11 protein-coding genes are annotated in these 15,175 nt (G+C 60.8%); 2 read left to right on the top strand and 9 right to left on the bottom strand.

Features of this window, described 5'->3' with window-relative positions; genetic code table 11:
* Nucleotides 1-8: 8 nt before the first annotated feature.
* The 7 genes from M2397_RS18720 to puuE form a co-directional block, all read right to left on the bottom strand.
* Nucleotides 9-794, bottom strand: a complete 786-nt coding sequence (locus tag M2397_RS18720; protein ID WP_090407057.1) for an outer membrane protein OmpK — start codon at nt 792-794, stop codon at nt 9-11.
* Between the two features lie 231 nt (nt 795-1,025).
* Complete coding sequence (locus tag M2397_RS18715; RefSeq protein ID WP_259244226.1) at nt 1,026-2,375, bottom strand: nucleobase:cation symporter-2 family protein; 1,350 nt, start codon at nt 2,373-2,375, stop codon at nt 1,026-1,028.
* 174 nt (nt 2,376-2,549) lie between these two features.
* Entirely contained in the window at nt 2,550-3,839 is a 1,290-nt protein-coding gene (locus tag M2397_RS18710; protein WP_053129242.1) for a urate hydroxylase PuuD, read from the bottom strand.
* 51 nt (nt 3,840-3,890) lie between these two features.
* The gene (locus M2397_RS18705; protein ID WP_027603915.1) at nt 3,891-4,394 is read right to left on the bottom strand and encodes an ureidoglycolate lyase; all 504 of its coding nucleotides are present in this window, start codon (nt 4,392-4,394) and stop codon (nt 3,891-3,893) included.
* 85 nt (nt 4,395-4,479) lie between these two features.
* The gene (gene alc / locus M2397_RS18700; RefSeq protein WP_092486418.1) at nt 4,480-5,475 is read right to left on the bottom strand and encodes an allantoicase; all 996 of its coding nucleotides are present in this window, start codon (nt 5,473-5,475) and stop codon (nt 4,480-4,482) included.
* Between the two features lie 41 nt (nt 5,476-5,516).
* Nucleotides 5,517-6,032, bottom strand: a complete 516-nt coding sequence (uraD, locus tag M2397_RS18695; protein WP_145336499.1) for a 2-oxo-4-hydroxy-4-carboxy-5-ureidoimidazoline decarboxylase — start codon at nt 6,030-6,032, stop codon at nt 5,517-5,519.
* Nucleotides 6,029-6,955 carry an allantoinase PuuE gene (gene puuE / locus M2397_RS18690; RefSeq protein WP_259244224.1) on the bottom strand — a complete coding sequence of 309 codons (927 nt, stop codon included), beginning with the start codon at nt 6,953-6,955 and terminating at the stop codon, nt 6,029-6,031. Before puuE ends, uraD begins: the two co-directional genes overlap by 4 nt.
* Nucleotides 6,956-7,335: 380 nt before the next feature.
* Between puuE and uraH the strand changes: the two genes are divergently transcribed.
* Both uraH and M2397_RS18680 read left to right on the top strand, forming a co-directional pair.
* Complete coding sequence (uraH, locus tag M2397_RS18685; protein ID WP_131700362.1) at nt 7,336-7,689, top strand: hydroxyisourate hydrolase; 354 nt, start codon at nt 7,336-7,338, stop codon at nt 7,687-7,689.
* 156 nt (nt 7,690-7,845) lie between these two features.
* Nucleotides 7,846-13,062 (top strand): dermonecrotic toxin domain-containing protein, encoded by a 5,217-nt coding sequence (locus tag M2397_RS18680; RefSeq protein ID WP_310521936.1) that lies wholly within the window; start codon nt 7,846-7,848, stop codon nt 13,060-13,062.
* Here M2397_RS18680 and M2397_RS18675 read toward each other — a convergent pair.
* Nucleotides 13,043-13,684 (bottom strand): LysE family translocator, encoded by a 642-nt coding sequence (locus M2397_RS18675; RefSeq protein WP_259244223.1) that lies wholly within the window; start codon nt 13,682-13,684, stop codon nt 13,043-13,045. The two genes, M2397_RS18680 and M2397_RS18675, sit on opposite strands and share 20 nt — an antisense overlap.
* A gap of 14 nt (nt 13,685-13,698) precedes the next feature.
* A complete protein-coding gene (locus tag M2397_RS18670) occupies nt 13,699-15,045 on the bottom strand; it encodes an NCS2 family permease (protein ID WP_259244222.1) in 1,347 nt (448 codons plus the stop codon).
* Between the last annotated feature and the right edge of the window lie 130 nt (nt 15,046-15,175).

The raw sequence follows: 15,175 nt of genomic DNA, 5'->3' as shown, positions 1-15,175 counted from the left end.
ATTGGCTTTTAGAAGTGGTACTTGACCAGGAAGCTCGCCGTGTCCTGGTTCGTCTTGAACGCGCCCGAATCCTCGATCCCGTACTTGTTCTTCCAGTAGTCGTATTCAAAACCTACATACAACTGCTTGTCGCCCCAATGCAGCGCCTTGCCCAAGTCGTATTTGACCTGTGGGTTGAAGTGCAGGTTGGCGTGGTAAGTGCCACGGGCGTTCTTGTCGTTGTCCACCACCCAATCCATAAAGCCGTCGATCAGGATGTCGGAGTTGCCCACGGGGAGGGTGTACGCCCATACCGGGGTGATCTGCCACACACCGTCACCCGGGCGATTGCCTTCGGTCTGGCGCTGGTAGAAGTTTAACTGGAAGTAGTCGAAGCCAGGGACGTTCAGGTCAAAGCCAGGGCCGAGCAGGTACGACTCGTTGTCGCCTTCGCCGAACTCATACGTGAAGGCCAGCAACACATCCTTGATCGGGCCGAAGGACAGGTCCTGGTCGAAAATCTTACCGAACGACAGTCGCGGGCTGATCTCACCGTAATACGTGCTTGGGCCGACGTTGCCGTCTTCCTTGCCGTTGTAAAAGATGCGGTCGACGAAGACGAAGTTGTCGCCGTACTTCCAGGCATCGGCATGTTCGAACGTGACGGTTTGCTGGATCTGTGGGTTGACGGTAAAGCTCTTGCCCCACAGATACGTCAGGCTGTTGTTCTGCCACTGCAACAAGTCACCGGCCACGGCCTGGCCGCCGGCCAGCAGGGATCCCGCCAGCATCAGGCCTTTGAACATAGGTTTCATTCGGTTGCTCCCGAGTTAAAGTTTTATGGTTTTTCTTCTGCACAGGCGCTCTGGTGTGGCGCCTTTGGGTGGTTATAAAAGTGGTCTGAATGGTCAGCTTTATTGCTACAGCAAGACCCGCGCCAAGGCGGCAAACAACCGTCAATTCAAGCGGGCGCGGAGAATACTGGCTCCCACGTCAGGGCTCAAGTGCGCCGTTACAGCGCGCACAGGGCGACAATGGGGCATGCCTCAGGTGTGGGCGGGGTCGACTACGGGGCGCTCAGCGCCGCCGAGAATGTTGAACAGGATATTCAGCGATAGCGCGCTGAGGGTGGCCATGGCAATCCCGCTGTGGGTAATCGGGCTCATCCACAGTGGCAACTGTGCGAAGAACTCCGGGCGCACCACCGGGATCAGGCCCATGCCGATGCTCACCGCCACCAGCAACTGGTTGCGACGGTCGGCGATGTCGGCCTCCTGGAGAATCTTGATACCGGTGGCCGCCACCATGCCGAACATGGCAATCGCCGCACCGCCGAGCACCGCAGGTGGAATCGACGCCACCAGGTACGCGGCCTTGGGCAGCAGGCTGAGCACGATCAGGAAGGCACCGGCCATGATCGTCACCGAGCGGCAGCGCACGCCGGTCATTTGCACCAGGCCGATGTTCTGCGCGAAGGAGGAGTGAGTGAAGGTGTTGAAGAAACCGGCGAAGAACGACGCACCGGCATCACACAGCAAGCCACGGCGCAGCATTTTCGGCGTGACGTCCTGGCCGGTGATCTTGCCCAGCGCCAGGAACATCCCGGTGGATTCGACAAAGATGATCACCACCACCAGGCACATCGACAGGATCGGCGCCAACTCGAACTTCGGCATGCCGAAGTGCAGCGGCGTCACCACTTGCACCCACGGCGCATGGGCCAGGCCGCTGAGGTCGACCATGCCGATGGCCCCGCACAAGGCGTAACCCAGGCCCATGCCGATCAGCACCGAGATATTCACCCAGAAGCCGCGCATGAAGCGGTTGATCAGCAGAATGGTGGCCAGTACCAGGGCGGCAATCGCCAGGTAAATCGGTGAGCCGAAGGTGGCGGCTGCGCTGCCGCCACCGGCCCAGTTCACGGCCACAGGGAACAGCGACAGGCCGATGGCGGTGATCACGGTGCCGGTCACCAGCGGCGGAAAAAAGCGCACGATCCTGGACATGAACGGCGCGATCAGCATGCCGAAGAACCCGGCGGCGATGGTGGCGCCGAAGATGCCCTGCAAGCCGATACCGGGCATACCGGCCATGGCGACCATGCTGCCGACGGCGGCGAAACTGGCGCCCATCATCACCGGCATGCGGATGCCCACCGGGCCGATGCCGAACGACTGCACCAGGGTGGCGATGCCGGCTACCAGCAGGTCGGCGTTGATCAGAAAGGCGATTTCTTCACGGCTCAGGCCGGCGGCCTGGCCAATGATCAGGGGTACGGCGACGGCGCCGCCGTACATCAGCAAGACGTGTTGCAGGCCTACCAGAATCAGTTGCAAGAGGGGCAGCCGCACCATGGCGGGCGCGGCAGGAATCTGCGGGTCGACTAACTCGGTCATGCAACACCTCGGATCTTTTTATTGTTGTGTTGTGTGGAACGCAATCTCTAAATCACTGCAGTCCCCTGTGGGAGGGGGCTTGCTCCCGATTGCCGTGGTTCAGTCACTGATGTTTTAAATGACACACCGCTATCGGGGGCAAGCCCCCTCCCACATTGGAACTATGTGAATCTGTTAGTTGGTACGCGCCCCCTGGTTGATCCAGGTGCCAATCAAATCCCGCTCCTGCTGGGTCATCTGGGTGATGTTGCCCAACGGCATGATCTGGCTGGCCACCGCCTGCGCCTGGATACGCGCCGCCTGTTGCTGGATCTGCGCCGGAGTGTCGAACATCACCCCGGCCGGCGCGGTGCTGAACAGCGGGCTGGTGGGCTTGGCCGAATGGCACACGGCGCAGCGTTCCTGGATCACCCCGTGGACCTTGTCGAAATCAATCGTCGCCTGGGCGGGCGCAGGTGCGGCAGCAGGTTCGGTCGCCGCAGGCGCGGCAGGTTTCAAGCCGCCGCCCAATGCGGTTTCCGGCAACGGTTGGTACTCGATGGCCGCAGGTGCCTTGGCAATCGGTTCGGCCGGCTTGGGCCCGGTCACATACGCCAGGCAAATCATGGCCAACGCACCCACCGGCAAGGTCCACGCATACTTCTGGCTGTTATGCCGAGTGTTGAAGTAGTGCCGCACCAACACCGCCGCCACCGCGATACCCGCCAGGATCAGCCAGTTGTATTGGCTGCCGTAGGTGCTCGGGAAGTGGTTGCTGATCATGATGAACAGCACCGGCAGGGTGAAGTAATTGTTGTGCCGTGAACGCAGCAGACCCTTGGCCGGCAGGGCCGGATCGGGCGTGCGGTTCTCGGCGATCGCCGCCACCAATGCGCGCTGCGCCGGCATGATGATGCGGAACACGTTACCGACCATGATGGTGCCGATCACCGCACCCACGTGCAGGTACGCACCACGACCGCTGAACACTTTGCTGAAACCGTACGCGGCGGCAATCAACAGTACGAACAGGATCAAGCCGAGAAGGGCAGGGCGTTTGCCCAGGGCCGAGTCGCAGAGGAAGGAGTAGATGAACCAACCGGCGAACAGTGAGCCGATGCCCAGCAATACGCCTTCGCTGCCACTGAGGCTGCTGCCGGGGGCGAGCAGGTACAGCGTCGGGTTGAGGTAGAACACCACGCACAGCAGCGCGACGCCCGACATCCAGGTGAAATAGGCCTCCCATTTGAACCAGTGCAGGTTGTCCGGCATGGTCGGCGGGGCCAGTTTGTATTTTTCCAGGTGGTAGATACCGCCACCGTGGATCGCCCACAAGTCACCGGACAGGCCGTCCTTGGGGTTGACACGGTTGAGGTTGTTTTCCAGCCAGACGAAGTAGAACGAAGCGCCGATCCAGGCGACGCCAGTGATCATGTGAACCCAGCGCACGCTGAGGTTCAGCCATTCCAACAGATGTGCTTCCACAGTCTTTACCTCTCGCCTGTCACCCTTGTTGTCGGGTGATCCGGCCTTCTCTTATTGGTGGGGGGCGAGGATCAACCGCTCATCCTCTTTGAAAAAATGCTCATCGCAGTTGTTGCCTGTGCCACTGCGATCAACCACCAGGAAGTCATCCCGCTTTTCGATCGTCAGCACCGGGTGGTGCCAGACGCCGCGATGGTAATTAATGCCCTGCCTGCCGTTGGTTACGAAGGCGCGGACCAAGCCTGATACAGGTGCATCGCCAAGTGGCGCGACCACGATCAGAAAGGGGTTGCCGAGCAGCGGAATGAAGGCCTGGCTGCCCAGCGGGTGTCTCTCCAGCATGCACACGGTCAGCGGCATATCCAGCGCGTCGGCGCGGAAGATGCTGATGATCGCGTTGTCTTCAGGCTGTGCGGTTTCTACCGTTGCCAGCTTGTGAAAGCGCATGGTCGACCCGTTGTTGATCATGAAGTGATCGCTGCCGTCGGTTTCGATAACGTCTCCGAAAGGGGCGAAGGCTTCTTTGGTCAAGGGTTCGATCATCAGTGTGCGCATGGCTGTCTCTTATCCGAATTCTGTGTTGTGTCATTCAGTTCCTGTGGCGAGCGGGGCAAGCCCGCTCGCCACAGGGATTCACTGCTTACTTCGAAACTTTACCCAGTACACGCAGGCGGCTCACACCGCCATCCGGGAACACGTTCAAGCGGATGTGGGTAATCGGGCCCAGTGCCTTGATCTGCTCGGCGAAGGTGTGTTCGGCGTGCATCTCGAGTTTCTGTGCCGGCAGCAGTTCGCGCCAGAACAGCGATTGGGTTTCGATCTGGCTGTCGGTGCCGCCCTTCACGAAGGCGCCCTGGATCGAGCAGGTGTCCGGGTAGTTGCCCTTGAAGTGCAGGGTGTCGACGATGATTTTCTCGATTTCGCCGGGGTGGCCCAGGGCGACGATCACCCAGTCATTGCCTGGCGTGCGACGGCGGGCGGTTTCCCAGCCATCACCCATGTTGACGCCACGGCCGGGGTTGAGAATGTTGCTCATGCGCCCGAAGTGCTCGTCGGAACACGCCAGTGCGCGGCCACCGTTCAGTGCTGCCGCCAGGTCGATCTGTTCGTTGTCGCCCACTGCCGACCAGTCGCGGAACGGCACGCCGTACACACGCAGACGGGCCACGCCGCCATCCGGGTAGATGTTGAAACGCAGGTGGCTGAACGCCTGGTCGTTGCTGATCTCGTGGTAGTGGTGGCTGTTGCCTTGCAACTCGACGGCCGACAGGACTTCTACCCACTGGGTATTGTCGTCAGGCTCGCCCGAGGCCAGGAAGCAGGCTTCCAGGGAGGCCGACGGCGGGTAGTTGCCGGTGAAGAATGAAGTGTCGATGTCCACGCCCTTGATCGAGCCCGGTACGCCCAGTCGGATCACTGCGCTGTCGTAGCCTTCGAAGCGCTTGCGGCGTGACTCCCAGCCGTCCATCCACTTGCCGTTGTCATCGAAAACGCCCTCCTTCCACACGGCCGGGGTCGGCTGGAACAGGCGGTTGGCGTCGGCGAACCAGTCATCCGTCACGGAGATGATCTTGGTGCCCAGGCGGGCGTCGGCCAGGTTGACGAACTTCTCGAAAGGTACGGCGTAAGCTTTCATTCTTCTTGTCTGCCTTAAATAGAGTGGCTGGGGATGGTCGTTTAGAGGGTCAGTAAACGGAACAACGCGATCTTGTTGATCTCGGCCAGTGCGCAGTTGAACTCAGCGTCTACCGAGTTGTGAATGCGCGTTTCGAATGCGGCCAGGATCTGATGCCGGTTGCTGCCTTTTACCGCCATGATGAAGGGAAACTTGAACTTGGCCTTGTAGGCATCGTTCAGCTCGGTGAAGCGTGAGAACTCTTCGGCCGTGCAGTGGTGAATCCCCGCGCCAGCTTGCTCATCGGTGCTGGCTTGGGTGAGTTGGCCCTGGACGGCAGCTTTGCCGGCCAGGTCCGGGTGAGCGTTGATCAACGCCAACTGACTGGTGTGATCCGCGCTCAACAAGATGTCGCTCATGCGCTGGTGCAGGGTTTCGATCTGGTCGATCGAGGCGTCCTGGCCCAGGTCGAAGGCCTTTTCGGCCACCCACGGCGAATGTTCGTAGATGTCGGCGAAGGCGTTGACGAAGGCGTCGCGGCTCAAGGTCGAGGGTTTCAGGGTCTGGAAGGTGCTCATTTGGCCGCTCCCTGAAAAGGGTGTACGTCATGCCAGTGGCGGGCGATGTCGACGCGGCGGGTGAACCACACCTGTTCGTGGCCTCTGGCGTATTCAATAAAGCGCTTCAACGCGGCCAGGCGCGCCGGACGGCCGATCAGGCGGCAGTGCAGGCCGATGGACAACATTTTCGGTGCCTCGCTGCCTTCGGCATACAGCACGTCGAAAGCGTCCTTGAGGTACTCGAAAAAGTCATCGCCCTTGTTGAAGCCCTGCACCTGGGTGAAGCGCATGTCGTTGGTGTCGAGGGTGTAGGGGATCACCAGGTGCGGCTTGCCGTTGGGGGTGTTGGGTTCCCAGTAGGGCAGGTCGTCGTCGTAGGTATCGCAGTCGTAGAGGAAGCCGCCTTCCTCCATTACCAGCCGCCGCGTGTTGGGGCCGGTGCGCCCGGTGTACCAGCCCAACGGGCGTTCGCCGGTCAGTTCGGTGAGGATGCGGATGGCTTCGAGCATATGCTCGCGCTCCTGGGCCTCGTCCATGTATTGGTAGTCGATCCAACGGTAGCCGTGGCTGCAGATCTCGTGGCCGGCTTCAACCATGGCGCGGATCACATCCGGATGGCGCTGGGCCGCCATGGCCACGGCGAAGATGGTCAGCGGAATGTCGAATTCCTTGAACAACTTGAGGATGCGCCACACGCCGGCACGGCTGCCGTATTCGTACAGCGACTCCATGCTCATGTTGCGCTCGCCTTGCAGCGGCTGGGCCGAGACCATTTCCGAGAGGAAGGCTTCGGACTCTTTGTCGCCATGCAAAATGTTGCGTTCGCCGCCTTCTTCGTAGTTGAGTACGAAAGACAGCGCAATGCGTGCGTTGCCCGGCCAGTGGGGGTGAGGAGGGTTACTGCCGTAACCGATCAGGTCGCGTGGGTAGTCAGCGCTCACTGCAGTCTTCCTTCTTGTTCGTGGTAGCAAGTGTGTGGCGGCCAGCGGAAAGACTGGGTGGCGTCACAGCGATGGGCTGATTGTATACAACTTAATGCTCACTTTGTAAGTCTGCATTTCCGCATTTTTTCCAGGTGCTTGGCTCAATTTAGTACTGCAAGAAACTTGCCCAGTTGGTCAGCAAACGGACAAAAGGTCTTTAAAAAGCAAGGCTTGCTGGGAAATCGCGTAGAGGATTGAGCCGCCGCAGGGTGTGCAAAACTTTGTGATTTTTATTGTGTACAATTTTTGTTAAAAGTGTCTTAATCGATGCGTCAACGGCTTTTTCATGCCCCGTATAGGTGCAGCCTATTTCACTTCATGCAAGGGAGCCCCGCCCCATGGGACGACTGACCACACACGTGCTGGACGCCGCCCACGGCTGCCCCGGCAGCGCCATCCAGGTTGAGCTGTACCGCGTCGAAGGCGCGCAGTTGGAGCTTGTGAGTACCGCCGTGACCAACAGCGACGGGCGCTGTGACGCGCCGCTGTTGCAAGGCGAAGCGTACCGCAGTGGCGTGTACCAATTGCAATTCAGCGCCGGTGACTACTATCGCGCCCGTGGCGTGCAATTGCCGGAGCCGGCCTTCCTCGACGTCGTGGTGCTGCGCTTTGGCATCAGCGCCGAGCAGGATCACTACCACGTGCCCCTGCTGATTTCGCCTTACAGCTACTCCACCTATCGCGGTAGCTGAGCCGTCACCTCGCTTCACACCCCCAAAGCTCTTCGTTGGTTTTTCGCCCGCCCACACTGCGGGCTTTTTTTTGCATGTCAGAGCGTTCAATTATCTAGCGCCTCCTGAGGGGATGGGCTGCATAGGCTAGGTGTTTTCCTCGATGAAGATACCGCCGTGACCTCACCTGACGATTCCGATGTACCTGACAACGATGCGTTGCAGGCCATGCGTACCGAACTGACACGGCGGATCAACGCCAGTCCTCATCCCAGCCTCTTGATCAATCGGCTTGTCGCCGTCGACCTGCGTTGTGCCGAATCGGCGAAATGCCAGGCGCGACTGATCCTTAGAGCTCCCAGGGTGCTGCGAGTAATCCGCGCCGAGTTGCGCCAGGCCTTTGATCTGGACCCCGATACCCTGCTGTTTACCGAACCCAAGCCGCCGGCCGCGGCACAAAAGATCGACAGTTTGACCGACCGGGCGTTACGGCTGCTGGTCTTGCCGTCGGTGCCGATCAACCTCAATCAGTTTACGGTCGTCAGCCTCAAGGCCGACCCGTCCCGCCGTTTGCCATTTACCCCCCTGGAGGCGTTGCGGCGGGTCATTGCGCTGAATCTGCTGGCTCGGCTTACCCACGTGCAGGGCGCGTATTGGCAGGCATTGGAGCCGGGCTCCTGGCTGACCCGCAAAGAGCGCTGGGTTGAACTGCACAAGCAGCTGTTCGCCGACCAGGCCTTTGTGGCGCGGCAATTGAACGAGCTCTCGAGCGCCGGGGCGCTAATGGTCCAGGCGGTGGTGGACGCGTCGACGGTCGAGGCCCGTCAGCGCGCGGGCGGGCCGTTAGCCAGCGTCCAGGCGTGTGAGCTGATGTGGCCCGGCATGGGGCCACGGCTGATGCCGATTCCCGGAGCGCTGCATATCTATCGTGAGGGCGACCCGACGGAGGCACCCCATGTGATGTATCTCCCGGGCGCAAATCGCACGTTCTACGAGTACCCATCCTTTGCTCGCATGCAGTGTGGCCTGGTGGCGCTGATCAATGGCGCGCTGTTCGACGACCTCTGGCAGTGCCTGCCACTGCGGCGTCGGCACGAGGTGTGCGGGCCCGCCGCTGTCCTCGCGGCTGCTCGCGGCTTGGCGTTGCGCGGCGATGCGTTGACGTTCAGCGCGCAGGCGGTGCTGGAGGGGCAATGGGAAAATGAGTTGGCCTGTGCGGTGTCGGTCAACCTCGCGCAGGTGTTTTCCAGCGGGCACCTGCCACCGACGATCAACGCAGCCCCTTTCCTCACCTACATAGAACGCGGCAGGCAACACTGGGTGGGCAAGGCTCGCCTGGGAAATATTCGCCGTGAGTTGCAGGGCTGGGATGCGCATCGGCGGCGTGAGGAAATCATTTTCGCCAGTACCGCACCCACGTTGGCGGTGAACACCGTAGTGCAACAGCTCAAGCGTTATGAACAAGGCCTGATGTCGCTGCTCGACCCGCAGGATCCTTTGGACGACCCGCAGGCCTTTCGAGACTTCGTGGCGCTTGAGGCGCAGTGCAAGGGGCCGGCGGACTCACTGCGCGCGCTGTTGAAAAATGCGCAGTTGCAACTGTTCCAGGCGGCCTTCTGGAAAGCGCGTCCCGACGGAAAACAGAGACGCCTGGGCACGGTTATCCGCGCGTGGACTGACACGCTGCGTTGCGCGATCCAGTTACAGCACCGACTCGGGTTGATTGGCATCGACGCTCTGAATCTGCTCGTCGAGGTGCTGGACAAGCCGCTGGCCAGCAGGCGCCAGGGCAGTGACTGCCGCGTGCTCGGCGTGCGACTGGGCAATGGGACTGACGCCACGTACCCGCTGCACAGCGTGTTTGCGGTCACCCGGGCAGCGGCGGTCCGTGATCACGGGCAGCGGGCTCCTGTGGTGCTCTGCGCTTTCGGACGGGAGGGCGGCGTGGCCACCTTTAGCCGCTTGGCGGCGTTATCCCGCAGCATCAAGGCCAGTCTCGGCAGTCGGGATGAGTCGATATTATGGCGCTATGTCGATCGGCCGGATCGCAACGCGGTGCGTGAGTATGTCGGCCGTCAAACCTTGGTGGTGGGGTACGAACCCATCGAGGGCAATCCCGTACTGCTTGCGCTCAAAAGGCTGGTCAAGGGGTATGTCAGCCTGCAACGCAGTATTGATGACCGCGCGAGTATTTTCAGCGAAACCCAGGATGCCCAACTGAGCCGCCTGTTGTTGGCGGTCGAGTTGGAGGAGGGCCTCAGCGCACCCGTCAACGCTGCGCTGATTCAAGCACGGGCGCATTTCGACCTGGTACGTAAAGCCGCAGGTGCGAGAAAAAAGTTGCCGCTGTGGCTGGCCAAGGCGGCAGTGGCCCAACGTAACCGCTTCAAACATTTGCAGAGCCGCTACCTGGGCAATACGTGGGCTTTTGAAGAGGGCCTTAGGCGGCGTTTGCCTGATCTGCAAACCTTTGCCCGCAGTGCCTTGGTCGCCCGCCTGCGCGAGGATGGCCTGTATCCGAAACTGGACATCGACACCCCCTTTATCGAGCTGCCGGACCAGGTCGATGGACGGTTCTGCGGATGGGATAGCGCCTGTCCGGTGGGGGACCGCAACGAGATCCTGACCCCCAGCACGCAGCGCAGATCCTTCAGCCTGCTGCAATTGGTGCTGCATAACCTGGACCCACAAATGATGCCCACCTGGTGGCGTTTCCGCTACGGGCGCTATCTGCAGGCGGCCTGGAAACAGCTGCTGGGCACACATTATCTGGTCAACATGGTGTCGTCGCTGGATGTAGGAGGCCGCTACGAGGCGTTGATCAACAAGGTCTTTTATCCGCCGCCTGCTGGTGAGTCCAGTGACGGTGACGCGCGTGTCCCACAATTGCTCCAGCGCGCTTTGCTGACCGGCACCGATGTTCATCTGTATTCGGCGATTCAACAGGGGCTGACAGCGAGTGCGCAGAGCCTTTTCAATACCGCGATGGCAGCGGAAACTCCCGAACACCTGCGTAAAAACGGCCATCAATTGCAACTCTACGTGGTTCATCTGGTGGGCCACACCCTGCAGCACGATCGCTACATCGGCGGAATCCTGGTGATCCACGACCTGTCTTCCCTGCTCTGCGTGGTCTACTGGCCGACTGCGCCGGATACCGTCAACCTCACGGAGCATGTCAGCCTGCAGCACGCCAGAGAGTACCTGAACAGCATGGGCGCGCGGCCTGATAATGTCGCGGCACTGGCCCGTCATGTCGCGCCCGGCTGGGCGTTTGAAGCCATTACTCATCATCCCGGCCCACTGGGCGGGGCGCCGGTATCGTTCGGCCTGGCCTTTCTAAGCCCTGAATATGCGATGTCGCACGGCGTCTGGCGCGGCGCCGAGTTCGTGCGCTCATTCACCATTAAACACCGGTTGCCCACTGCGCTTGTCGAGGAGATCGAAAAACAGATCCATGAGCAGATTGCCAGCGATTCCCTGAACTGGCTGGCCCTGGTGCCTACCTCACACTGCGATGCCAGGGCCTTGTTGTATCACGCACGGGTACTGGACCAGCACCATCAGGCCCAGGCCAACAGCAATTCCGGCAAGACCCTGGAAAAGTACCGAGAGCTGCGGCTGGAAGAGGAAAAGGATACCCGCCGGCGCGCATTGGTATCTGTTTTTTCCCCCCTGTTCGGGTTGGTTAACCAGTTGTATGAGTTGCTACTGACCTCGCGGCGTTATCACCACAGTGGTGAGGGTCGCGACGCGGTAGATGTGGCTTTCGGCACGCTGTTCTTGAGCATAGAGCTTTTGCTGACCTTCGTTCCCGGCCCCAAACCGAAGCCGGGCGCTGTGGTTCGTCCATGGCGGCGTTCGCTCGATGTCGGCTTGAATCGTATCCACCGCTCGGCGGCCATCCAGCCCGGCCGGGTTTCCCGCCTGCCCAAGTCGCCATCGATGGTCACCCGGCTCAAGCCCGTGGAGGGCTTCAGGGGCCAGGGTGTGCCAGCGGACGCCGTCGCGTTGAACGGGCTGGGCGAGCAGGGCCTTTACGTTGCGCGCGGCGAGCATTTCATTGTCGAAGGTACGCATCACTTTCCGGTATACCGCCGTGGCGATGAGGGGTTCTTTCGCCTGAAGAACAAGACGACACCGGGGGCGGATGAGCTGATTCTGACGATTTATTCCCCCGGTGAATGGCTGCTTGGGGCAGATGCACCCGTGGCTGGACCGAGTTCGGGGGTACTGAGCCCGTTGCGAGCGCTCGCCCAGCCGGCGGACTGGCACCCCCCCATTGCGCGCAATGCGACGGAAAATCGCATTCGCCAGTCATCCGCGCCCGCCAATTATTGGTCCGACTGGCGAATCCAGGTGCCCGAGAATCAATCGTTGGGTAGCTCGGCTTACGGTGTGTTTCATCTTCATCAGGAAGCTCCAGGGTTTCCCTACGATGCCATCTACGTGGGGCCGAGGTATGACACGCCAACGCACTCGGGGATCGGCTATTACCGGTTGCTGCACCAAGGCGAGCATGCGCCGTTGGACAACATCGCGTTTATCGCCAGGAACGAACCGCTGGTTTCAAAGGCTCACGTAGACATCGAGCGTTGGACAGGTACAGCGCTTGGAGAGCAGCCGATTCCGGTCTCGCGCACTTCATCGGGTCAATGGCAGTTGCATGCGCCGCTCTTCGATGGGCCGCTCGAGCCACTGATCGGCAGGGCTTTTCCGACCATGACCAGCAAGAGCCGGGAGTTTGCGCTCGCAAGGGTCATTGAGTTGGCAGACGCTTCTCGCTCGGTAACGGCCAGTCATTTGCTTAACCTGCGTGCAACGCTGGACGACTGGTTGACCCCAAACCCCGTGAGGCTTGGTCAGACGGATGATTTACTGAAGTTGTTGCGGCCCACTGAAAGGAGGGGCGCCAATTTACTTATCGGTTACGAAGGCAAGGCGCCCGGCTTTACCCGTGTCGATTTCAGGCCGGATGTAACGTTGGAGCCGAGGCTCAGAACCGAGAGCAAGCAACTCGCGCCGCAGCGCAGTACCGCGCAGCAGGCGGCAGTCAAGGCCGTGCTGGAAGGGCAGGGCTTCAGTCTTCACGAATGGCAGGTGCGGCGCGGAACGATACGCCCTAATGAATTGATAGCGACTCATCCCCGTTCGAACCATCTGTACTACATGACTTACCAATGGCTTGAGCGAGGGGCCATTCAGTTGAAAACGAAACTCTCGGATAAGTGGCTCAACACGGCAATCCAATCCCATAAGGATTCCGTGCTGGCCGCGACGGTCCAGGGGGCTCTGGATGAACAACGCCTGGTCCGGATCGTCACCGGCGTTCAATGGCCCAGCCTGGGGAACGTGCCGCCCACGGTTTACTTTGTCAAAGTGAACCCGCTCTGACTTTGATCAGCGAGACAACGCCGGCACAGCCGAACAGGGCGGCACTGACACGGTTGAACCAGCTCTGGCCCGAACCGCTGCGCAGGTACCGCGCAGCCCCATGGGCGCCCAGGCCATAGGCCAGCTTGCACAGCAGGTCGAGCAGGGTCCAGGTGGCGATCATGATCAGCAATTGCGGCAGGAAGGGTTGCTGGCTACTGAGGAATTGCGGCAGGAAGGCGGCGAAAAACAGGATGTCCTTGGGATTGCTGGCCCCCAGTACAAAGGCGCGACCGAACAGCGCGCGAAAACGCGGCACCGTGGCCGCTTCCGGAACCTTCGCGCCCTGGGACGGCAGGCGCGATTGCTGCCAGCTCTGCCAGGCGAGGTAGAACAGGTACAGCGCACCGACAATCTTCAACGCGCTGAAGAGTTGTTCCGAAGCGAGCAGCAATGCGCCCAGGCCCAGGGCCGACGCGCTCAGCAGGCAGATCGAGGCGATCACTCCGCCGAGAAACGCCGGGTAGGAGCGGCGCAGGCCGTAGTTCAGGCTGTTGCTGATCATCAGCAACGACAGCGGCCCCGGGATCAGGATCACCACCAGCGCAGCGCCGCTGAACAGCAGCCAGGTTTCCAGACTCATTGCATGCTCCTTTTCTATAGAAAGACGAACTTGGCGATAAAGATCGCGCCCAACACCCACAGGCTTACGGAAATCTCGCGGTACTTGCCGGTACCGGCCTTGAGCGCCACATAGGTGATAAAGCCCAGGGCGATACCGTCAGCGACCGAGAAGGTCAGGGGCATCATGATCGCGGTCACGATGGCCGGGATGCTGTCGGTGGCCTCATCCCAATTGATGTGGGCCATGCTCGCCATCATCAGCATCGCCACGTAGATCAGCGCGCCTGCGGTGGCATAGGCCGGAATCATCCCCGCCAGCGGCGCGAAAAACATCGCCGCTACAAACAACACGCCGACCGTTACCGCCGTCAACCCGGTACGGCCCCCGGCGGCAACTCCGGCAGCGCTTTCCACGTAGCTGGTCACCGGCGGCACACCCACCATGGCGCCGAACACACTCGAAGCGCTGTCGGCCTTCAGGGCGCGGGACAGGTTATCGATCTTGCCGTCGGCGTTGACCAACCCGGCGCGTTGCGCAACGCCCATCAGTGTACCCGCAGTGTCAAACATGTGCACAAACAGGAAGGCAAATACAACGCTGATCATGCTGACATTGAATACACCTTTTATGTCCATGGCCATCCAGGTCGGCGCCAGGCTCGGTGGCGTGGAGAGAATGCCGTTGTAGTGCACCAGGTCGAGACCCCAGCCGGCCAGGGTCACGGCGATGATGCTGATGAGGATCGCGCCGAACACCCGGTGGTAGCTGAGGATCGCGATCAGCAGGAAACACACCGCCGCCAGCAGCGGCGCCGGCTCGTGCAGCGAACCGAGCTTGATCAGCGTGGCCGGGCTGTCGACGATAATGCCAGCGGTTTTCAGGCCGATCACCCCGAGGAACAACCCGACGCCGGCGCCCATGGCGTGGCGCAGGCTCACCGGAATGCTGTTGAGCAGCCATTCGCGCACCCGGGAGAGCGTCAGGCCCATGAACAGCACCCCGGAAATAAACACCGCACCCAGCGCGGTTTCCCAGTGGTAGCCCATGGTGCCGACCACGGTGTAGGTGAAAAACGCATTCAGCCCCATGCCCGGCGCCAGGCCCACCGGCCAGTTGGCGTACAGGCCCATCAAAAGGCACCCCAGCGCGGCGGCGATGCAGGTGGCGACGAACGCAGCGCCGTGATCGATGCCGGCGTCGGCCATGATATTGGGGTTGACGAAGATGATGTAGGCCATGGTGATGAAGGTGGTGAGGCCGGCGATCAGCTCGGTCTTCACTGTGGTGCCATGCAAGCGCAGTTTGAACAGGCGTTCCAGCAAGCCGTTCTGTGAGGGGGCAAGGTCCAGCGTCGGGGCTTCGGATTTGCGGCTATCCACAGCGAGTACTCCTCAAGCATTTTATTGTTATGTCCAGCGCGGTGCGCTGTGAGGTACCGGCGGGTTTTGTTGACTGATAGGTCAGGAACTCGCACGAAGCGAATTATGCTTTTGTATACAAAGAAAGCAA

Source organism: Pseudomonas sp. BIGb0381, assembly GCF_024809815.1.
GTDB lineage: Bacteria > Pseudomonadota > Gammaproteobacteria > Pseudomonadales > Pseudomonadaceae > Aquipseudomonas.
The sequence above is the reverse complement of the archived record's forward strand: the minus strand, read 5'-3'. Positions and strand labels throughout refer to the sequence as shown.

What these genes read in the sequence shown, in the direction of transcription:
- M2397_RS18720 (WP_090407057.1), bottom strand. Translation starts at nt 794, where the DNA reads ATGAAACCTATGTTCAAAGGCCTGATGCTGGCGGGATCCCTGCTGGCC.
- M2397_RS18715 (WP_259244226.1), bottom strand. Translation starts at nt 2,375, where the DNA reads ATGACCGAGTTAGTCGACCCGCAGATTCCTGCCGCGCCCGCCATGGTG.
- M2397_RS18705 (WP_027603915.1), bottom strand. Translation starts at nt 4,394, where the DNA reads ATGCGCACACTGATGATCGAACCCTTGACCAAAGAAGCCTTCGCCCCT.
- alc (WP_092486418.1), bottom strand. Translation starts at nt 5,475, where the DNA reads ATGAAAGCTTACGCCGTACCTTTCGAGAAGTTCGTCAACCTGGCCGAC.
- uraD (WP_145336499.1), bottom strand. Translation starts at nt 6,032, where the DNA reads ATGAGCACCTTCCAGACCCTGAAACCCTCGACCTTGAGCCGCGACGCC.
- uraH (WP_131700362.1), top strand. Translation starts at nt 7,336, where the DNA reads ATGGGACGACTGACCACACACGTGCTGGACGCCGCCCACGGCTGCCCC.
- M2397_RS18675 (WP_259244223.1), bottom strand. Translation starts at nt 13,684, where the DNA reads ATGAGTCTGGAAACCTGGCTGCTGTTCAGCGGCGCTGCGCTGGTGGTG.